15 protein-coding genes and 8 pseudogenes are annotated in these 20,335 nt (G+C 59.2%); 5 read left to right on the top strand and 18 right to left on the bottom strand.

Annotated features, from left to right (window positions below):
* Positions 1 to 143 (bottom strand): annotated as a pseudogene (locus YY7_RS62415) (IS256 family transposase); the annotation flags it as partial.
* A 288-nt stretch (positions 144 to 431) separates the two neighbouring features.
* Between YY7_RS62415 and YY7_RS62410 the strand changes: the two are divergent.
* The gene (locus YY7_RS62410) at positions 432 to 659 is read left to right on the top strand and encodes a hypothetical protein (protein ID WP_196237437.1); all 228 of its coding nucleotides are present in this window, start codon (positions 432 to 434) and stop codon (positions 657 to 659) included.
* A 66-nt stretch (positions 660 to 725) separates the two neighbouring features.
* Here YY7_RS62410 and YY7_RS55330 read toward each other — a convergent pair.
* The 3 genes and pseudogenes from YY7_RS55330 to YY7_RS0145470 all read right to left on the bottom strand — a co-directional run bounded on the left by YY7_RS55330 (position 726) and on the right by YY7_RS0145470 (position 3,333).
* Positions 726 to 2,023: pseudogene (locus tag YY7_RS55330) on the bottom strand (FAD-dependent oxidoreductase).
* Between the two features lie 79 nt (positions 2,024 to 2,102).
* Positions 2,103 to 2,473: pseudogene (locus YY7_RS65385) on the bottom strand (electron transfer flavoprotein subunit alpha); the annotation flags it as partial.
* A 17-nt stretch (positions 2,474 to 2,490) separates the two neighbouring features.
* Positions 2,491 to 3,333 (bottom strand): electron transfer flavoprotein subunit beta/FixA family protein, encoded by an 843-nt coding sequence (locus YY7_RS0145470; RefSeq protein WP_028168869.1) that lies wholly within the window; start codon positions 3,331 to 3,333, stop codon positions 2,491 to 2,493.
* Positions 3,334 to 3,769: 436 nt separating this feature from the next.
* On the opposite strand from YY7_RS0145470, the gene YY7_RS62405 reads away from it, so the two are divergent.
* A complete protein-coding gene (locus YY7_RS62405) occupies positions 3,770 to 3,955 on the top strand; it encodes a hypothetical protein (RefSeq protein ID WP_130228489.1) in 186 nt (61 codons plus the stop codon).
* Here the strand turns inward: YY7_RS62405 and nifA are convergent.
* The 4 genes and pseudogenes from nifA to YY7_RS55325 form a co-directional block, all read right to left on the bottom strand.
* Positions 3,913 to 5,736: a nif-specific transcriptional activator NifA gene (gene nifA / locus YY7_RS0145460; protein ID WP_028168867.1), complete on the bottom strand. Its 1,824-nt coding sequence runs from the start codon at positions 5,734 to 5,736 to the stop codon at positions 3,913 to 3,915. The two genes, YY7_RS62405 and nifA, sit on opposite strands and share 43 nt — an antisense overlap.
* A gap of 228 nt (positions 5,737 to 5,964) precedes the next feature.
* Positions 5,965 to 6,801, bottom strand: a complete 837-nt coding sequence (locus tag YY7_RS0145455) for an SDR family NAD(P)-dependent oxidoreductase (RefSeq protein WP_028168866.1) — start codon at positions 6,799 to 6,801, stop codon at positions 5,965 to 5,967.
* An 863-nt stretch (positions 6,802 to 7,664) separates the two neighbouring features.
* A pseudogene (locus YY7_RS62400) lies at positions 7,665 to 7,780 on the bottom strand (LysR family transcriptional regulator); the annotation flags it as partial.
* Positions 7,781 to 8,200: 420 nt separating this feature from the next.
* Positions 8,201 to 8,794, bottom strand: a pseudogene (locus YY7_RS55325) (carbamoyltransferase C-terminal domain-containing protein); the annotation flags it as partial.
* A 1-nt stretch (position 8,795) separates the two neighbouring features.
* On the opposite strand from YY7_RS55325, the pseudogene YY7_RS55320 reads away from it, so the two are divergent.
* Positions 8,796 to 9,134: pseudogene (locus YY7_RS55320) on the top strand (IS5/IS1182 family transposase); the annotation flags it as partial.
* 162 nt (positions 9,135 to 9,296) lie between these two features.
* Here YY7_RS55320 and YY7_RS0145440 read toward each other — a convergent pair.
* The 10 genes and pseudogenes from YY7_RS0145440 to YY7_RS0145395 all read right to left on the bottom strand — a co-directional run bounded on the left by YY7_RS0145440 (position 9,297) and on the right by YY7_RS0145395 (position 18,578).
* Complete coding sequence (locus YY7_RS0145440; protein WP_028168864.1) at positions 9,297 to 10,037, bottom strand: sulfotransferase; 741 nt, start codon at positions 10,035 to 10,037, stop codon at positions 9,297 to 9,299.
* A gap of 290 nt (positions 10,038 to 10,327) precedes the next feature.
* Positions 10,328 to 11,379, bottom strand: a pseudogene (locus tag YY7_RS55315) (NADP(H)-dependent aldo-keto reductase).
* A 35-nt stretch (positions 11,380 to 11,414) separates the two neighbouring features.
* On the bottom strand, positions 11,415 to 12,203 hold the full coding sequence (locus YY7_RS0145430; protein WP_028168863.1) for an ABC transporter permease: 789 nt from the start codon (positions 12,201 to 12,203) through the stop codon (positions 11,415 to 11,417).
* Positions 12,204 to 12,206: 3 nt separating this feature from the next.
* Positions 12,207 to 13,121: a nodulation factor ABC transporter ATP-binding protein NodI gene (gene nodI, locus YY7_RS0145425; protein ID WP_028168862.1), complete on the bottom strand. Its 915-nt coding sequence runs from the start codon at positions 13,119 to 13,121 to the stop codon at positions 12,207 to 12,209.
* Positions 13,109 to 14,839, bottom strand: coding sequence for a nodulation protein NodU (gene nodU / locus YY7_RS0145420; RefSeq protein WP_028168861.1), 1,731 nt, complete (start codon positions 14,837 to 14,839; stop codon positions 13,109 to 13,111). Before nodU ends, nodI begins: the two co-directional genes overlap by 13 nt.
* A pseudogene (gene nodS / locus YY7_RS55310) lies at positions 14,821 to 15,476 on the bottom strand (nodulation methyltransferase NodS). The gene nodU and the pseudogene nodS overlap by 19 nt, the downstream one beginning before the upstream one ends.
* Positions 15,477 to 15,503: 27 nt before the next feature.
* A complete protein-coding gene (nodC, locus tag YY7_RS0145410) occupies positions 15,504 to 16,859 on the bottom strand; it encodes a chitooligosaccharide synthase NodC (RefSeq protein WP_028168860.1) in 1,356 nt (451 codons plus the stop codon).
* Positions 16,856 to 17,530 (bottom strand): chitooligosaccharide deacetylase NodB, encoded by a 675-nt coding sequence (nodB, locus tag YY7_RS0145405; RefSeq protein ID WP_028168859.1) that lies wholly within the window; start codon positions 17,528 to 17,530, stop codon positions 16,856 to 16,858. The genes nodC and nodB overlap by 4 nt, the downstream gene beginning before the upstream one ends.
* The gene (locus tag YY7_RS0145400; RefSeq protein WP_283807050.1) at positions 17,527 to 18,156 is read right to left on the bottom strand and encodes a NodA family N-acyltransferase; all 630 of its coding nucleotides are present in this window, start codon (positions 18,154 to 18,156) and stop codon (positions 17,527 to 17,529) included. Before YY7_RS0145400 ends, nodB begins: the two co-directional genes overlap by 4 nt.
* Positions 18,153 to 18,578, bottom strand: coding sequence for a response regulator (locus YY7_RS0145395; protein ID WP_028168857.1), 426 nt, complete (start codon positions 18,576 to 18,578; stop codon positions 18,153 to 18,155). Before YY7_RS0145395 ends, YY7_RS0145400 begins: the two co-directional genes overlap by 4 nt.
* A gap of 470 nt (positions 18,579 to 19,048) precedes the next feature.
* On the opposite strand from YY7_RS0145395, the gene nodD1 reads away from it, so the two are divergent.
* Both nodD1 and YY7_RS59500 read left to right on the top strand, forming a co-directional pair.
* Positions 19,049 to 19,993 (top strand): transcriptional regulator NodD1, encoded by a 945-nt coding sequence (gene nodD1 / locus YY7_RS0145390; RefSeq protein ID WP_028168856.1) that lies wholly within the window; start codon positions 19,049 to 19,051, stop codon positions 19,991 to 19,993.
* Between the two features lie 96 nt (positions 19,994 to 20,089).
* Positions 20,090 to 20,335, top strand: a 246-nt coding sequence (locus tag YY7_RS59500; RefSeq protein ID WP_035692723.1) for a helix-turn-helix domain-containing protein, incomplete at its 3' end; no start/stop codon positions are given.

Raw genomic sequence — 20,335 nt, 5'->3', positions numbered from 1 at the left:
GCATGATCGCTCAGAAAGTCGGCGACCTCCGCCTCGATCGCCCGCGCAAGAAGCTGGCGTGCTCCATGCCGCAAAATACTCGTCAGTGGATCATCCATCGCGCCAGGCTGGCGAAGCTCTACAATCTTGCTATTCTCGTTCATGGCGTATCGCTCTGCATAAGAGGTTCTGGCTGGCTGGTTACCCGCCTCGATACGCCGCCCTTCTCAGGCCGTCATCACCCAGATTCCGCCATAGCTCAGGGCACTTACGGGTTGGTCGGAACTGTCTATGACGGCAGATTCCCGGCCCGAAATTACAGCGAGGCTGGCGTGAGGGTTTTCCGCAACCGGCCATCTCAGACGGGGAGGAAACTCACAGGGTCACAAACATTCATCCCGTACGCACCAACGGTCTCCGCAGGGCCGGCCGTTTTGACACTCGCACCTCCCATGTCTACCCTCATTGGGGACAAAGGCTACGATGGCGACGGCTTTCGCGCCGAAATCGTCAATCGCGGCGCGAAGCTCGTCATTCCAAACAAAATCCAACAGGGTGATCCTCCACAGATTCAGCAAACGCGTCGACAAAAAGCGCAACGTTATAGGCGCTGTTTCCGCCGGCAGAAGGATTTCAGGCGTGTTGCAATTGGCTACGGCAAACTCGCCAGGAACTTCTAATGCTGCCGTCTACCTCGCGGCCATCGTCGCCTATTGGATCAATCGAGTCTGAACCCTCATACTCTTTCAACGCCAGGCGCGCGGGAAGCGGAACCCATCACCGAAGAGTCCGGTCCATGACCACACATCGCCAGAGGATTTTGAGTCCGCGTCCTTCTCCCCCGCCACTGGCCTGCCGGCAATGCGAGCGAAGTTCTGGATCGCTTTGGAGACGAGCTGCGGATAGGTGAGGAGAAAGTTGTCCGGCTGGGTGTGCATCAGCGCCGGCATATCCTTTTTTTTAAATCCTCATACGACTCATTCAGCATCTTCTTGTACAATGATAAGCTATTCGACGTGCAGCGGCCGCCGCGCGACTTCACACGGAAGATCGCCTCCGGGGCAATTTTCCCAGAGATCATCGCAACGTTCAAACGCCCGCGATAGCTGGTGCTGTCGAGTTCGGCGGCATCGCCGATTACCACCCAGCCATCGCCGTAGAGCTGGGGTATGGTGTTGTAGCCGCTTTTCGGGATGAGGTGCGCGGAATATTCCTTGAGCTCTGAGCCGTCGATTAGTGGCACCACCGACGGATGACGCTTGAAGCGGTCGAGCAGCCCGTAAGGCGTTTCGCCCGTTCGCTGGAGATCGGAGACGAGGCAGCCGATGCCGAGTGAGATGCACTCCTTGTTCGCATAGATGAAACCCATGCCGGTCATCCCGCGCGAGATGGTGCCGGCGGCCTCGATCACGACCCCTTCGTCGCGCTTGAGATTGAAGCGGTTTTCGATGGTCTCGCGCGGCAAAAGGTGCATTTCCTCGACCTCCAGCGCAACCTGGTCGGGCGTCGGCCGCTCGCGCAAGCCCGCACACGTCCCGAGCAAGCCATTGACGCCCTCGGCGAGCACCACTACGTCGGCGTGGATTATGCCGTCCTGTCGGTCAGTACGCACACCAATGACGCGGCCACGGCGGTTCTGCGCCAGCTCGGTAACGGTAGTCTGGCACAAGAGGGTGGCGCCGGCCTCCTTCACCTTGCAGGAGAACCATTTGTCGAATTCGGGGCGGATGACGATGTACCGGTTCGGTCGCTGGTGATTGCAATCGTTGAAGCGGTAGCGCAGCCCGATATGGGAACGGCTCTCCATTATCCAAAAGCGCTGCTCGACAAGGCGGCGCTCGAGGGGGGCATTCTCGCGGAAATCTGGCGTCAGCTGCTCCAAGATGTCCGCATCGAGGACTGCCCCCTGCACGTTCTTTGATCCGGAATATTCGCCGCGCTCGAGCTGCAGCACCTTCATGCCGCGCTTGGCCATGCTCAGCGCGGCCGCGTTGCCGGCCATTCCGGCGCCAACAACGATCGCATCGAACCTCTCTTCGATCATGGGCCTCTCCTTTGTTCAGTGGCGCATGTTCTCAAACCTACCCTCGCTTGCAACGCGGTCGCCTGCATAGGGCGACGGCGGAGGCGGCGAGATCACGACCCAAGATCGTGCTTCCCAACAACAGGATCTCCGGCTCGGAGGTGTTGACAAGGCCGGTCAAGGCCTTGGTGTCGGACACGTTGCGGCAATCTGCAAGCATGTTGTCGGCAACCAGATAGAAGGTCGGCGCCGTGGCAGAGTTCGACCGCGGGCGCTGCGCGTCGCCTTTGTCTCCGGACCGATCACGACCTCCGCGAGATCAACTTTCAGCTTCAGCTCCAAGGAGACTGATTGCACTGGCCGCGCTCCTGTTCGATAAAGACCCAGACATACTGCGTTGAAATTCACCGCGAGCGCCTTCTTGCCGGCGCGCCCTTCAGGAGACGCGCGAGCTCCTGTCAGATCGCTCATCATCAAGACTCTTCGGATCAGGCATCGCGGGCCAGCGCCGCAAGATCGGTCTCAAGCTTGGGCTGGTGCTTGAAGATCGCGTCGATCAATGCTTGCGCCGGCTGCTCGGCGGCTTCTACCAGCACCGCCTTCTCAGCGCGCGCGGACGGCGCGAATACACGCTTAACGACGGTCGGCGAGCCCTTGAGACCGCATTTGGAGATGTCCTCGACGCCGGCCTGCTGCGCGTTCCACTTCACGATCGGCGCCCGGGCGGCACGCAACGCATCCGCCATGGCGCCGCGGCGAATCTGGTTGGTTGCCTCCAGCATGGTGATGAGACACGGCAGCCGGGTGCGGAGCACCTGCACGCCGCCTTCGGAGCGCCGTTCCGCTTCAACTGTGCGTGCGGCAAGATCCAAGGCACTGATCTTGGCGACGTAGGTGAGCTGCAGCACACCTAGCCGCTTCGCGACGCCGGGCCCAACTTGGGCGGTGTCACCGTCGATGGTCTGCTTACCGGTGAAGATGAGGTCCGGCGGGCCATATTCCTTGCCGATTTTGCGGATGGCGGTCGCAAGTGCGTAACTCGTCGCCAGCGTATCGGCGCCCGCGAAGCAGCGATCGGTGAGCAGTACGGCGCGATCGGCGCCAAAGGTGAGCGCTTTGCGTAACGAGTCCTCGGCCGACGGCGGCCCCATCGTAAGGACGGTGATCTCGCCGCCGAATTTATCGCGCAGCTCCAGCGCGGCCTCGAGCGCGAAGAGGTCGTATGGATTGATGATGGTCGGCACGCCCTGACGCATGATCGTGTTAGTCACGGGGTGCACGCGGATTTGCGCCGAGTCGGGAACCTGTTTGATGCAGACGACGTTGTGCATATGTTTCTCCAGACATTGCAATGGCTGGCGAAGAGAACAGCAAGTTTCGTACCACTGCGCGAATTTCAAAATCAGCAGCGATACAATGCTTTTTGGAAACGTCATCTCACCCTAGCCTGACGTTTGCCGGCGACGGAATTGCGACATTGGTCCTGACTACGACAGCTCGGCTCGCGCGGCTTAATTTATCGTTGATCTGGGTCAAAGCGGGTGGCCCAAAACAGATTCGCTTCCTCGGGAAACCGCAGCACCCGCTGCGCTCATGAGGAAGCCTAAGCCTTGAGCTCATTTGCAACCGACGAGGCTTCGCATCACCAGGAGCAAGCGCCGCGTCGCAACGAGCTTGCGGCGCCTGCGGCCACGAGGCACACGGCGATACCTTCGTAGTCCCGCAGCGCGCGGCGGTTGCTCCACATGAGCGGACGCGGGCTTAGAATTGAACGCGGTCAACCAGCAGACGATGATCTCGCCGACTGAAATCCGGCGTGAGCTGATGGTCGATTGCGACATTACCCAGGCAGTGGCGATGGCAGCGCCCGCGCCGCCGATGGTCACGGCCCCGACGCGCGCCAAATCCTTTCAGAAACGCTTGATCTCGACACCGTATTTCCTCAAGGCGTAGCCAATCTGGCGCGGTGTCAGCCCAAGCAGGCGCGCCGCCTTCGCCTGCACCCAGCCGGACCTTTCCATGGCCGCGATGACACGCTCGCGATCTGTGATCTTCGCACCACCTACGAGGGATGCGCCGGCTGGTGCCAACGGAGCCAGGTCGCCGCCGAAAGGCGGGACCGGCATAGCCGCCTCAGCCGGCGGCATGGCGGGCATAATCGGCACTGATACGATCGGCCGCGGCTGCAGCGCCACCTCGTCCGATCCGGTTTTCCACAGCATCGCGGAAAGGCACTGGCCGTGGCAGCAGGCAAAGTCGTCTCTTACGATCGATGGTCCAGGTGCAAGGGTCGCGGTCCGCTGCACGCAATTCTCAAGCTCGCGCACATTTCCGGGAAAACCGCAGTTCATCAGTACTTCAATCGCACTGCTATCGAAGTCGAGCGTACGGCCGTTCTCGCTGTTGAAATTTCTGAGGAACTCGGTGGCGAGGAGCGGAATATCACCGCGCCTTTCGCGCAACGGCGGCAGCAGCAAGGGAACCACGCTGATCCGATAATAGAGGTCGGCGCGGAACTCGTTGCTTGCCACCGCCTCTTCCAGGTTCTTATTGGTGGCGGCAATCACGCGAACATCGACCTTAACGGTCTGGTTGCCGCCGACGCGCTCGAATTCCTGCTCCTGCAGGACGCGCAGTAGCTTTGCCTGGAACGAAGCCGAAATCTCGCCGATCTCGTCCAGAAATAGCGTCCCCTTGTCGGCGAGCTCGAAGCGGCCCTTGCGGGAGCTGAACGCGCTGGTAAAGGCACCCTTCTCGTGACCGAACAATTCGGATTCCAGTACCGTTTCAGGCAGCGCCGCGCAGTTGAGTTTTATGAGCGGACGCTTGGCGCGCGCCGACCGCTCGTGAATCGCCTTGGCGACCAGCTCTTTTCCGGTACCGGACTCGCCGCGCAACAGCACCGTGCTGTTTGATTTGGCCACCACCGCGATCTTCTCGAGCAGCGCCCGCAGCGCCGGGCTGTCCCCGATGATCCCCTCGACATGGACCTTCTTGCGCTCCCGTGAAGGCTGCTTGAGCTCACACAATTGCTTTTGCAGGCGGTCCTTCTCCACCATCAGTCGCTCGCGGTCACACGCGAACAGCCGATGCAGCTTCACCGTCTGCCCTACAAGGTTGGCGATCATGGTGAGCAGCCGTGCGTCGTAGTCGAGCCGGACGCTCGAGGCCTCGTCCAGCATTCGGTCGATCGTCAGCGTGCCGACGACATTCGCATCGATGCGGATGGGAACGCCGAGGAACGACACTGGCATCTCGTCGGAGGCCCCGAGTACCTCCATGTCCGCAGCACTGAAGGCCGAATGCACCGCTACGTTTTCGGCGACGAGCGGCATGTCCGACGTCACGATCTCCTGCAGTGCCTTCTGCGGCAGGCGCATCCGGTAGCGCTCGTCGCTGCCTTCGCTCCAGCCGGCGCCCACGGTAATGTCCGGCACGCCATCATCGTGGAATAGAGAGACGATACCGTGCCGCATCTGTACAAACGATTGCAGAAGATCAACAACGTTGGCCAGCGTGACTTCGAGCCGGCAGGGCGCGGTGAGTACTTTCGATATTTCGAAGATCCCGATAATCGCGCTCTCATACGACGGCACAATAGGGACCGTGTGGTCCGTCTCGGAGTTTGAGTTAAGCCTTTCGCGTACGGAAGGGATATGCAGCATGACGACGTCTCCGTTGTCATGACCATCCTCCCTGTCGCTCTGTTCGGATTTGCGAATATTGTGTTGCATGTCATCCTCGATCTCGCCCTACAGGGAATGACCGCAAGAGATAACCCCTTATTATGGCACGATGGTAAAACTTACAGCGCCTTCATCGTGGCATGACGGTAAACTTACAATGCTTTGATTTGCTTATTCTCTGCTCTTCCGAACTCGTCGCGCGGATTCCGTGGAAACACGAGTTCCATTGATGTAACTCAAATCAGCTGCGATTTTTTGTTGCAAGTAGGGGGTCGATCACAGGTGTTGGCCACCATCGATCGGCACCTCGGTGCCCGTGACATAGCTTGCCGCATCCGAGCATAGGAAGAAGATGACCTTCGCGACTTCTTCCGGTGTGCCCACCCGGCGCAGCGGAATATTTGGCACAAGACGCGCTTCCGTGTTCGGCGACAAAATGTCTGTTTTGATCTCGCCGGGCGCGATCGCGTTCACGCGAATGCCATGCGGTGCATAGTCGTGCGCCTTTTCGCGCGTGAGACACGCGAGCGCAGCTTTCGATGTTGCATAGGCGCTGCCGGCAAACGGGTGCACCCGCGAGCCTGCGATTGAGGTCACGTTGACAATTGATCCCGACGCTGCTCTCAACTCCTCAAACAGGCCTTGCGCGAGCAGGATCGGCGCCACCAGATTGAGGTGGAACACCCTCATCCAGGTTTCGACTGACGTCGTCAAGGACGTCAGTCGTGCACCGTTCGGCGTCTTCGGCGAAATTCCGGCATTGTTGATCAATGCGTGCAATGGCGCGCCCGCGAGGCGCTCCTTGACCTCGGCGATGGCGCGCGGCAGCATCCGATGGTTGCTGAGGTCGACCTGGACATGGTTGTCGGCCCCTGACTCCCACGGGCAGCGCCCGCCATCGAACGGTTGGCGCGCGCAAGAGATGATGCGCCAGCCCGCTTCCGAAAACAGCTTTCCGGTGGCGTGACCGATGCCGCGCGACGCCCCGGTCAGCACCAACGTCTTCCGTTCTCCCTGCTGGATGCCGGCTCTATCGGTGTGAAACGGACAACTCACGTCGGTCGCCGACCGTGGACCGGCGACCGCATCGTCGTTTCTCAGATCGAGACTCAAAACGCACCTCCCATCTTGCCCTCGCCCGCCAACGCGGTGCAGGATTTGGGCCAGTGCGATGCAGAGGAATGCTCGCACCTTTTGCGGCCCAATGTCGTGTTCGCAACAGGTTGGCGGGTTCGGGACATCGGGCGCGTTTGCTTTCGGACACCAGCAAACGCTGGTGCACACCAAGCCGATTTTCAAGTCCCGCAAGACGTGCACGGCACTGCCCATTGGCTCGGCTCTTGCTCACGGCCCTAATGCGCGCTGGCTTTGCCGCAAATGTTGTCAATGCGGTCGGTCGAGGTCCGTAAATTGCGCGGATATCAGAACCGCTGGCGAATTCGTTGGCTCTCACACCATTCGATGCGGGGGAACGACGTGTTGCTGTTGAGCAATCCGCCCCTCCTGAGAACCAGGTTACCGGCCACGTCATTCCATTCATCATTCCGTGATCGAACTGGGTCTCAGGATCGGCGGCAGCGAACCCTCAACCTGCAGCGTTTCTCGGCGGCCTCCGCCATCGCAGTCTTCTTGAGCGTGGCGATATTGTCGGCAGCCTCCTTCGAGAGGCCCTCGCGGACGGCTTCAAGGCTGGGTTGAACACTCCCGGGAAATAATGGAGAGCTGGATGTGCGGCAGAGCCACTTGGGGCGGCGAGCCCTTCCGCGCGCGATGTTGCGACAAGTTCGCGGCCTCTCACCGTAAATAGTGCAGCGACTGCGGCCGGTTCATCGACGGGGTTCTGGCGTATGTCAGGACACCCGGCGATCCAGAAAGCCCTGTGCAACCACTGTTCGACCAACTCGGGCTTCCCCGACTCTACACATCGCGGAGTTAGGCGCGCGTAGCCAGGCGACGGCGGCGCTCATGGTCGGCTAGCTCAGGTTGATGCTCGTGCCGCAGCGGTAAGGTTACGTTCGGTCACCCGAGCGTCGAGCACGACGAGCAGATTTAGATCATCGAGGCCCTGAACGCATGATCTGGACTTATCCAGACTGTGGATGCATTCGATCAAAACAATCAGTTTTACCAATTCTAGGAATGACGGCAAGCAAAAAGCCATTTGGAGAAATGAATTCAGGCATACCGGGATGGCTATCGATCTTTGCCTGGCTTTGAGAAGAATTCTCAGGTGCACGCCGAGCATCAACCGAGGCGCATGTCCATTGCGGCCACGTTCTTCGGCGGGCTACGCAAGCTGCGTCGCGCCGGCTCGACGCGACAAGCGGTTCGCACGTCGCGTAGGCGCTTACTACCGATAAACCTCCGTATAGCTGTTCCAACCCCTTTTATATCACCCGCTTATCTCCGTATAATTGAACCAACCATGTCGAATGGAACTTCTCGTGCTCGGTCGCTCGTCGTCCAGAGCTGCTGCTGTGGCGCAGCGCCCAAGACTACAACCATGACCCAGCTACCGGATAAGCCCGCCTCTGGGGCCCAGCTGCCCCTGTATTTGGGGACATGCGTGCCTGTTATGCTTTCTCCAGCATTGATCGCAACCTTGATGCGCGAGAGCAGCATGTGAAGGATGCAGCTTAAGGCGGCGCTGCTCCCATAATCCCCGCAGTTCCTTCACGAGAGCTTCACGCCTAGCCTGATCGAACGTAGTTGTATCAAGGAGATCCCCGAGCACGGCTTCGCCCTCGATCCGCATCAGTAGATCGAACACATCATGTGAAATACGCACACCGTCACGGCTGGAGGGCCCCGTACGGATCTCGCACACCGTCTCTTGGCGATCTAGCGCGGTGTAAGCGCGGACTCGATAGAGGCGTGCATAAGGCGGCAATGAAACCGCGAGCCCAGTCCAATCCTTCAGCATTGCAGCCCGCTTTTTGACGAGGAACGGCCCGACTACAAGTCCATCCAGCTCTGTCGTCAGAAACGCGGCAATCGCGTCTGCAACCGAATCCACGATCGGCTCGGCATTGTTGCTAAAGGACGTGTTGAGCAGAACTGGGATGCCCGTCCGCCTCTTGAACGCATTAATAAGCTCCCAGTAGGCGCGGCTGCAGAACGGCGATGTGTTCACGAAGTTCATGACCAAGCTTCTGAACCATTCTCAGGTCAAATCGCTATTGTCGGACGAGCATTTTTCGGTGGACGGGACGCTGATCGAAGTTTGGGCTTCGCAGAAGAGTTTTCGCCCCAAGGACGGCAGCGGCAACGATGATGATGGCGCCAACTTCCACGGCCAGAAGCGCAAGAACGACACCCATGCGAGTACCAGCGATCCGGACAGCAGGCTTTATCGCAAGGCGGCCGGACGCGAGGCCAAGCTTTGCTATATGGGCCACGCCACCATGGAGAACCGGCACGGGCTGGCGGTGGCCGGCAGGGTCACGCATTCATAAATTTTGTCTAGCCCGCCACTTACTCCTAGACACAGCATGTCGCGCTCCATTCGTCGTGATAGGGACACTCTACTGGCCTGACTCAGGACCGTTCCACCTGAGTGAGGTTCCACCTGAGTGAGGTGCACTGTCGCTCGCCGCCGCGAAGGTCAGTCAGAAGTTACCGACCTCAAACAATCTAGCGTAAGGTCCGTCTGCGAAGTGAAGCCGCAACTCATGAAAATTCTGTACCGTCTGGTCCAGCGGTCGCGTTTCCTGGCGCTGAAGAATGGCGCGACCAGAAAGCTGAAGCGCTGGAACCCCGAAGAACTCCCAAATCGTTGCCAAGCAAGCGGCGGGTTCGCGAAGAAGACTCTCGTACTCAATCACAAGCATGTTGGTCGGCGCGAAGGAGTGCGCGACCCGAGCGTGGAAATTGTCGGCAGTCTTGAAGTAGGCCTCGCAGTCGGCGATTGACAATCTGACGCACGGCGGCGGAGCCGCGTTGTCAGAGCTGAATTTCAGCCATTGGCGGGTTTGCCTTGCCTGCACCAGCGATCGTAGCGATTCCAATGTGTTTCTGCGAACCACGAGGATGACCTTCAGGCCTGGCCAACCGGCCAGCTCGGCAAAAAAGCCCGGACGATCGTGAAACTGAGGTTCGTTGATCTTGCAGCCAACGTGCGTCACCTTGTCGCTCCGCGGGGGATAGCGCAGGTAGGCAAGTTCTAGGAGCTCGCGATCGCTATGTAGCAGGCGATCCTTATCGGGCCACTTCGTATCATATGGATTGAGCAACTCACCGTTACTGAACACGTTCGGATGCTCGTTTAGCAATGCTTCCAGATAGTGCGTGCCAGTCCTTGGCATCCCAAGAATTACAAAGGGCTCAGGTGACAGTGCGGGGTAGGTCATTGCATGTGGCTCCAATTAATATTGATCGCGAGGCTTGGGTGGCGCCCCGCACAAGAATCCACGCTGTCATCTCTCCGCCGACTCTTTCAATGATGTTGAGAAGCGGCGGGGATTAAATCCGCGCTCATGCAACGCTGCAATCAAGCGGGACAGCACCATGACCCGTCTGGTCGCGCAGGCCGGCGTGAGTGTCCGGTTTCAACCCGCTCGGCTCTTTGTCCTGGTTCTCACAATACGGCTCACGGGACCCGATCGGCGACGTGATTTGTACCAGGAGGCCAATACCCGAATCATGGGGACGGCGTTCCATAACGCTGATAGATTGACTGAATTCCATCGAGGACCTCGCGTGACAGGCTGACTTCCACACTGGCGATGTTGTGCTTTAGCTGCAGCTCGGAGGTTGCGCCTACGAGGGTGCTTGCAACGAATGGCCGGCTGCTGACGAATGACAACGCGCCGTGCGCTGGATCAATGTTATGTTCCCGAAACAGCGTTGTATATGCGAGGGCCGCATGCTGGGCCCTCTCATTGCTGTAGCGGAAGAATCTCCCTAATAAGTTCAGCCGCGAACCGCCTGGTCGCTGCCCACCCAGGTACTTACCGGTCAGTGTGCCCATCGCGAGCGGCGAATACGCTAGAAGCCCTACCCGTTCGCGCTGAGCCATCTCGGCGAGGCCGTTCTCGAAGTCGAGGTTAAGCAGATTGTACGGATTCTGAATGCTTATCACGCGGGCTAAACCATGTACTTCTGCGTGATGCAGGAAGCGCGCAAGGCCCCAAGGTGTTTCGTTGCAGAGCCCGATGTGACGAACGCGACCGCTTCTGACGAGTGCGTCCAACGCCTCCAGCGTCTCCAGGATCGGGACCGTGTCCTCGTCGAGTTCGTACTGGTAGTCGACTAACTGAAAGACGTTGGTGCTGCGGTCGGGCCAGTGCAGTTGGTAGAGGTCGATATAGTCCGTGTGGAGCCTTTGCAGGCTGGTGTCCACGCCCTCGAACAGATTGGCGCGTGTGTAGCTGACGCGGCCGTCGCGCACATAGGGCAAGTTTGCCTTGCCTGCTCGAACAGGGCCGACGGCTTTGGTCGCAAGCACGACGTCTTGCCTGCGCCGGCTCTTGCGTAGCCAACTGCCGATATAGCGCTCCGCAAATCCATGTGTCTCCGCACGGGTGGCACAGGGTACATTTCGGCAGTGTCGACCAAGTTTATGCCGGCATCTAGGGCTGCGTCCAGTTGCGCGTGCGCCTCGGCTTCCTCGTTCTGCTCCCCCCAACTCATAGTGCCCAAGCCGAGCGCGCTCACCTTCAGGCCGCTGCGGCCCAGTTCACGATACTGCATCGCATATTTCCTTCTCGTAGTGGTCGTGAGTAGCGTCAACGCATCAGGCGTCGACGGAACAGTGCCGCCGACAGGAAGAACGGCAATACTGCGTACATGCAAATTACACCGATATGCAGGCCGACGCTGCCGGCCGGGCGGCCAAGCATCGCCGGACGAATGAGATCGATCGAATGTGCCAGCGGCAAGAAGCGCCCCACCTGCTGAAAGGCGTCGGGCAGTTGGGTGACCGGGAAGACCGCGCCGGACAGGAACAGCATGGGTGTGAGGACGAGCGTCTGGTAAAACACGAAATAGTCGTAACTTGGTGAAAGCGCTGCGACGACCATCGCCAGGCTCGCGAAGGTGAGACCGGTGAGGGCGATAGCTGGCAGCGCACAGAGGATGGATGGCCACGCTGCGTAGCCCAGGATGGCGGCAACAATCGTAATTGCCGTCCCGGCCAGAAAGGCCTTGCTGGCTGCCCACGCCACTTCACCGAGAAGGATGTCGCCGAGCGTGAGCTGCGTGCACAGGACTGCTTCCCAGGTGCGCTGATGATGCATGCGAGCGAAAGCCGCATGAATGGTTTCGAAGGTGGCGGAAATCATCGCGCTTGTCGCGACCATGCCAGCCGCCAGAAACGCGATATATGAGGTGCCGTCAACGCGACCTAGCATTGCTCCGAGGCCCAAGCCGAGGCCGAATAGAGAGCTCATAGGCTCGGCGGCGTTCCCGAGAACCGATGCCAGCGCGACTTTCCGCCACGCCAGATAGTTGCGTCGCCATACCGCGATCCAGTTCCACGCATTGGCGGGCAGAGCCGCCGCATAACGTCCCCACATGGTTCAGTCCTTCATCTCCCGCCCAGTCAGCCGCAAAAAGACATCCTCAAGATTCGGTGGACGCTGCAGAAAGCGTAGACCCGTGTGCCCGCGCAGCTGCCCGCGCACCCGCTCCGGATCTGGCGCATAGCAAAAGAGCGTCTCACCGCTCACGTCGATACGCTGCGCGTACGGCCTGATCAGCGCACCCAACTCATGCGGATTGCCACCGTAGATCTCGATCACTTGGCAGCCGATCTGCTCGTCGATTAGGGTGTGAGGCCGGCCTTCAGCGATCTTGCGCCCTTGCTCGAGTACGCACAGCCGGTCGCACAACCGTTCGGCTTCTTCCATGAAGTGGGTGGTCAGAAGAATCGTCTTGCCGCGCGCCAACAGCGAGCGCAACCGTTCCCAGATCAGGTGGCGCGCGTGCGGATCGAGGCCGGTTGTCGGCTCGTCCATGACGAGGAGCTGAGGGTCATTGATGAGCGCACGCGCTATCGTCAGGCGCCGCTTCATGCCGCCAGAGAGTTCGGCGACGCGCGCATTCGTCTTGTTCTCGAGGCGAGCGAACTCGAGCAGTGACGGCGTGACCGCTTCGATTTGGTGCGCGCTCATGCCGAAATAGCGCCCGAACACCAGCAGGTTCTCCCGGACCGTGAACTCGAGATCAAGATTGTCGAATTGCGGGACCACGCCTATGCGCATGCGAGCCAAGCGAGCGCGTCCCGGCACTGGTTCCCCGAGCACGGTGATGTTGCCCGCGTCAGCTGACGCCATGCCGAGAACCATGCGCGCAATCGTGCTCTTGCCTACGCCATTCGGTCCCAGCAAGCCGAAGCACTCTCCCGACGCAACGGTGAACGACAGCCGGTCGACAACGACCTTGTCGCCATATGACTTTGTTACGCCGGTAAGGCCGATCGCTATCGCGGACATGCGCTCATCTTGGCGTGAGGGATGCCGTCGCCCGGCGATAGCTCAGCTGCAAGCGGCTTGGTCAACAGCAGGCCGTCGCACCATACGTGTTCAACGCGTCCCCACTGGCAGGCTGCGGCGGCATCCGGAAAAAACCCACGCCCATGGTGGTTGGCACTCGTATTGCAAAGCAGCGGAATGCCCGTGAGTTTTTCATATTCGACGAGAAGCTCAGCGACTTTGTGCTCAGAGTTTCTAGGAACGGTCTGCAACCGGGCAGACCCGTCGAGATGTACAACCGCGGGGATTTTGTCCCGCCATTCCGCTCGCGTCTGGTGATCGAACAGCATGTAAGGATCCGGCGTTCCAGGGCTGAAAATTTCCGGCGCGCGATCTTCCAGGCATATCGGCGCCACTGGCCGGAAGTGTTCGCGACGTTTGATGTCGTTAAGATGATCCTTCATTCCGGCCGATGTCGCGGCTGCGAGAATGCTTCTGCCGCCCAACGCTCGTGGTCCGAGCTCAGCGCGGCCGGCGAGGAAAATCACGGGCTTATTGCTCGCCAGGATGGCAGCAAGTTCATGCATACTGCACGGCGCAGCCTCCCACTCAGACGGCACATCGGTGCGTGCCAGGGCTGGGCCACTGTAGACCGACCATTCCAGCGGCACGAAGCCTATGTCCGCCGCCATTGCGGCACAAGCCGCGCCGATTGCCGAGCCGCTGTCATTCGGAAAGGGCGGCACCCAGACAGCATCGCACAGGCCATTAGCACGTAGTGCACTGTTCCATTTTATGTTGAGACCGCAGCCACCGGCTATACACAAGTTGCGCGATCCCGGAAAACCCGAATGCCGCTGCAAAGCGACTGTCACTTCCTGAACAAGGAGACGCTCGAGAAAACAATGAAAAGATGCAAGTACATCTTCGGGTGCCTTAGCCTTCAATCGCAGCGCGCTCCGCTCGAAGAAGTCGTGCATAGCCGCAAGTGACGACTCCGCGCTGTTTATGCCCGCTCGGTAACGGCGAGCCTGCTCCGTGTCGGCCGCAAAGCGCTCCTCGTAGAGCTCCTGAAATACCGCCATCATGGCTTCATCAGCACACCCGAGCGCGGTGTAAGCCATCAGCTTGCCGGCAACACCTAGGTCCCAGCTGGTCCGGTTCGCCTGCCTATAAGGTCCGAAGTGAGAGCCAGCGGCACCATATGCATGGCCTATCATCGGGAACAGGCATTCGAGGAACCGGGCGCCCCGACGATCTACATAGTAGAGACGTGGAAAGATGCAGCCGTCCCATACCAAGCAGAAGGCTGGTTGTCCGGCTTTGGCAAAGGGGCTGGTGCAGTATGCGGAGGCCACATGGCCTGTGACATGCGGATAGCTTCTATAGGGGAAGAGCCTGCCCTCGAGCATGAGCCCAAAGCCGTCGTGCGAAGTGAGAAGGCCCTCGGCATGGCGTTCAACATACGGCGCCCCTTTAAGAGTGATCGCTGCCGCCCCACTGAGGGCCTCGAATTGGGATTCGACTTCCCCGTCCCAACCATCGATGACAAACCGATCGACATCCCGCGGATCCAGACCGTGCTCCGCTAAAGCGGCGACAACTGCGTCGAGATTGTCGATGGCTTGATATCGCAGATTGTTGCCCCGCTTCTCCTGCTCGACGCAAAAGACGAGCCGTCCGTCCTCGACAAGAGCGATCGCCCCGTCATGCGTCAGCTTTATACCGCAGATGCGCATTGTGCCTCCATGTCAACGTCGGCGATTCGATTGACTCGAGATCGAATCGGATTCCGGAAGCAGGTGAGCAAGCAGTCTTCGTTGACCGACTCGCCATGGCACTGCAGCCGCTCGACCTCGATCAGCGTTTCGTTCAACATGCTGATGACCGTCTCGGCACCAGCAGGGTGACCCCAGCGCCGACACGTGGCATCGCGGATCCGAAAACCAGCGACCCTTCTGGCGCAAGCATCCGCGCTAGTTTGCAAATGGCCGCGCGTATCTCGGCCGTGTCAGCCAGGTGATAGAGAACTTCCGCCACGACGATCAAATCGAACAGCTCTCCGGTCGAGAACTGCTGAACGTCGCAGACTATCCACATGATGTGCGACCATCTCTTCGTCCGTTGGCACGCTCGACCAATCGCTCGCGGCACGACATCGAGCGCTCTGAGCCGTTTGCAGTGCGGCGCCAGCTTTTCCGTGAATGCGCCGGCTGCGCACCCCACTTCGAGGGCATTTGTGATAGACCCTCTGGAAAGCGAAAGCCGCGGCATTTGCGTGTGACGCTCCCGCTCAAACGGATTTCCGTCGAGGCGCCACGGATCGTCGGCAGCCAGTTCCCGCTCTAACAGTTGGTATTTCTTATCCAGGCTCACGAGCTATTCACCTATGTAACTGCACGATCACTCGCCGCTGCAAGCGCTGTCAGACGTTACCAACCTCGAAGAAGCACGCGAAAGATCCCTCCTTCGGATTGCCCCACCAATTCCCGGACCTTCTGTAGCATTTGGTCCAGCGACCGGATTTCGGATGACGACCTGCTTTTCCCCCCCGTTTGGTAGCTTGGCAGCCTGGCGCGACAGCCAATCGCTATTGCTCAATGTACACAATGCATAGGCTTTCACGGGGAGTAAGAGAAAGATGTTGATGAGTGTGTGGAGAGAAAAGCCGAGAAATCGAAGTTCGCGAGCACGAAACGCTGCGACGCTGCAGCGAACCACGGTCATTGATGCGATAATCAGTCCTGCCCACCACGGCACTGTGGCTGTGAGTGCGAGCTGCGCGAGCGCCGTTAGCGATGACAGGGCGAGAAGTAGCGGGCCGAGATTCTGTCCGACTACATCTAGCGTGAGATAGCGATCAAGTTCAGGCAACAGGCGCAGCGCAAGGAACGTATCCCGGAAAGTGCTCCGTGCCCAACGGAGTTGTTGGCGCAGATACGGCCCTAGCCTGTCCGGAACAACTGTTGCCGCGACGGCGTCGGGAGCGTACTCCGTTTGAAACCCTGCTTTCAACATGAGGATCGTGAGATGGCGATCCTCACCGAAGTCGCTTGGCTTTCCCCGAAAGAATTGCGTCTCGTACTGATCTAGTAGCAACAGGAGCGCGGAACGACGGTACATCGCACATGGGCCGCAGCAGCACATAACGGCGCCGAAGCGAGCTTGTGCCGCGCGCTCTTCGTTGCAAGCCAACCAGTACTCCATATCAATCAACCGGGTCAGCCAAGTGTCGCTTCGGTTGCTCGCCGTCAACTGCCCCATGGCCGCCCCGATCGCTGGATCCTGCATCTTCCGTGCAAGCTTCGTGACCACATCGGCAGCTATTATCGTGTCCGAGTCGACGTTGAGCACGAGATCTCCAGATGAGCGGCGTATCGCAGCGATCTGTGCCTTCCGCTTTCCGACATTCTTTCGCAGCAGAATGAAGCCGAACCTCGGGTCGTCAGAGTAGGCGTCGTGAACGGGTGCCACAGCGTCGAGATTTCCAGAACCGTCATCAACCACGTAGACCCGCAGTTTTCCGGCGTAATCTTGGCTTGCAATGGACTTCAGACACGCCGAGAGCGTACGCGGGTCCTCGTTGAAGCAGGGGACGATGACATCCACGCTTGGTAGAGCGTCGGAGTTGACCACATCGCCCGACGGCGATGAAACGTTTGTCGGCAGAGCATAAAGCACCTGCACGCTTCTATGGACAGTCGAGAGAAGCGCATAGACCGAGATAGCGACAGTGCTGGTTGTGGTAAGCAGGTTCATAGGGTGCCGGTTTGGTGAGGTTGAGGAAGCGAGCGGATTGAAAATCCGCGGACATGCAATGCTGGAATCAGGTTGGAAAGCGCCAAGACGGTCTGATCGCGCAGACCAGCATGAGTGCCCCGTCCCAACTCGCTGGGTGGACATCCGTCGTGCAAGAGCACAATTGCTCCCGGCCGGATAGAGGCCATCACCGCGTTGACAATCGCGTCAACGCCGGGACGAGACCAGTCTCGCGGGTCTACCGACCAGTGCAGGGCAGCCAGCCCAGCCCTCGCTGACGTAGCGAGCACCTCTTCGGTCCACATGCCATAGGGTGCACGCATGTGCCGCGGCGAGGCCTGGGGGCATGCCGTCCTGATGACTCTGCTCGCCGTTAGTATTTCTTGTTGCACTTCGGCGAGTTCGCATCTGGACAAGTCCGGATGAGTCATTGTGTGGTTTGCGACCTCGTGCCCTTCTGCGACCATTCGTCGGATTAGTTTCGGCTGGTCCGCCGCGTACGCGCCGATGACGAAGAAAGTCGCTGGCACTCGGTGTTCCGCCAGCACATCGAGGACATTCGGCGTGCAAAGTGGATTAGGACCGTCGTCAAACGTCAGATAGACGCCGCGACTTTCGGTGCGGTCAGCGTATTCGCCGCGCGCTTCGCAAAAGCAGTCGAGGTGTGTCACAGCTCTGGCCCGTTCCGATCAATCATCGTGCCGGTCGGCCACTCGCTCATCGACCGTCCAATTGGTAAAATCACGATGAGTACGTCCTCGGTGCGTGTGGGCGGCTTGTCGAGACGCACATCTGGAAGGGTCGACCGCACGCGAACCCCCGACAAAACGGTTGCCAAACCGTGCCGGGCGACCCTTTCAACATGCTTCTGCAGCACAGGCCGAACCGCGCCGAAGCCGAAAGGAACACCAAGCTCCTGCAGTACTGGATGCAGGATGCGGACTGAATGGCCGATTCCGAGTCCCTCAAGATCCGGACGGACCCCGTACAAACCTAGCTCGGCCACTAGTACATCGACCGCGCCAACCTTGATGAAACGGCGCAGTAAGCCCATATGAGCCGCTACACCGCGCGAGTCGTAGCCGATTGCACGGAGCTCAGGCCTCGCGCCGGCCCAACTTCGACTGCCTTCGAATGGCTTTCCATTAAACGCCCCAGTCGGCCCATACGTCTTTCGAAAGAACTCGGCCAGTTCGACATGGTCGGCGAGTTGCAACTCATTTTCCCAGCACAGCTTCCACCGCACCTGAGCGCGCATTGAGAGACCCCCCGTAGAGCTGGATACGGCAATATTCATGGGTGCCTCCTTTGCGCCGACCGGCATTCGAGGGTCGACTTGACGCACGCGAGCAGTTCGCTACCGATGAACGGCTTCACCAGGGAATGGGAAACGCTGGCTCGCAGCGCCCGCAGCCAGTGGTTGTCGCCGGGACGGCTCGTGAGCAGAATGGTGAGATCGGCCTTTCCGGATGCGGCCGAGTGCTGGCATAGCTCAAGCCCGGCCACTCCGGGCAACTGCACATCCGCGATCAAACAGGACGTGCTGAGAGGACGGTTGGATTTCAACTCATCTGCGCACTGGAAAGGTTCGGGGTTGTCGCTTGTCGACAAGAGCACGTCTGTCAGCGCTTGATTGACCGATGCATCGCGATCCACGATGGAGACAACGTCGAGCGCATGTGCCATTTGCACCAAATCTACCGGGGACTTCGCCTGCATTTTCTGCACGATTTGACTGCTATGGATACCTGATAAATTGGGCCTGGGTCGCAAAGGCATTGGGTGCCGGCAATCGGCAGCTCCCGACTTGTTGGGATGTTAAGGCGAAGTTGATCGCTGGCTCAATTCTACGGAGGTAAGCGGCCGATATAGAAACGGTTGGAAAAGCTATACGAACGTTTACCGGTCGTGAGCGCATAAGCGATCTGCGCCACGCCTGTCGCGTCAAGCCACTGCGCTGCAGCTCATACAACCCGTTGAAAACTGTGGCCGCAATGGACATGCGCTTCGGTCGGGGCTCGGGGTGCAGCTGAGACTTTTCGCGGAGCCAGGAGAAAGACTGGCAACCATTCCTTATCGGCCTGAATTTTATTGTGCTGACCGACCGGCTTTGGTATCCGCCATTGCGCAAAATTGGTAAAATCGATTATTTTTATTGAACACATCCACACGATGGATAACTCCACGCCATGCGCTTCAAAGGCCTTGATCTAAATCTTCTCGTCGCGCTCGATGCTCTGATGAGAGAGCGTAATCTCACCGCGGCGGCACGCAGCATCAATCTGAGCCAGCCGGCTATGAGTGCGGCCGTGGCCCGCTTGCGCGCCTATTTCCGCGATGAGCTATTTACGATGAGGGGCCGGGAACTTGTCCCCACAGCACGAGCGGAACGGCTCGCCGGGCCGATACGCGAGGCGCTGGTGCACATTCAGCTCTCCATAATTTCCCGCGACACGTTCAACCCAGCTAAGTCGGATCGCCGCTTCCGGATTCTCCTTTCCGATTTCATGACAATCGTTTTCTTTAGACAGATCGTCGACCGTGTCGCGCGGGAAGCTCCCGCCGTCCGCTTCGAATTTCTGCCATTTGTCGATGAGCCTGATGAGCTTCTGCAGCGCGGCGAAGTCGACTTTCTTGTCTTACCGGAATTATTCATGTCGAGCGCGCATCCTAAAGCGACACTGTTCGAGGAGACGCTCGTGTGCGTAGGCTGCCAGACGAACAAGCAGCTGCCACGGCAGCTTACATTCGAGCAATACATGTCAATGGGACATGTTGCGGCCAAGTTCGGGCGGGCCCTGAGGCCGAATATTGAGGAATGGTTCTTGCTTGAGCACGGTCTTAAGAGACGCATTGAGGTCGTTGTGCAAGGATTTACCATGATCCCGCCGATGCTATCGGGGACTGAGCGTATAGCGACGATGCCCTCAAGGCTGCCCCAGCATTTCGCAAAGACGATCCCCCTCCGGATCGTCGAAGCACCGCTCCCGCTTCCCGCATTCACCGAGGCCATCCAATGGCCGGCCCTTCATAATACTGATCCGGCAAGTATTTGGATGCGGCGGATATTGTTGCAGGAGGCCTCCTGCATGGCTTCTCCGCGTGAGACCACCCGAAACCGCAGGCGCTGCTAAGTTCACTAAAGCGTCTTACCATCCGCTCTCGGCGACAATTCAGATCTACACTAGGTACCCACTTTCATAGAACGTGAGTCGTGATTCAAGATCGGGATGATTCCCGAAGCAAGAGAAGTCCGCGTTTCGCGGAAGGAGCGTCTGGAGCTAGAAGCCCGGTGCCGCTCGCCGCGAACGTTACAGCGTGATCTGAAGCGTGCCCGGATTGTTCTATTGGCCGCGGAAGGCTGCAGCACGCGTGCGATAGCCAAGACAGTCGGCGTGCAGCCGCGGATCGTCAGCCATTGGCGGCATCGCTTTGCGGATGAAGGGCTTGCGGGCTTGGAGGACAAGCCGCGGCCC

This window comes from Bradyrhizobium elkanii WSM2783, assembly GCF_000472865.1.
GTDB classification, from domain to species: Bacteria; Pseudomonadota; Alphaproteobacteria; order Rhizobiales; family Xanthobacteraceae; genus Bradyrhizobium; species Bradyrhizobium elkanii_A.
Note: the sequence above shows the minus strand (reverse complement) of the source record. Positions and strands in the feature narration are given on the sequence as shown.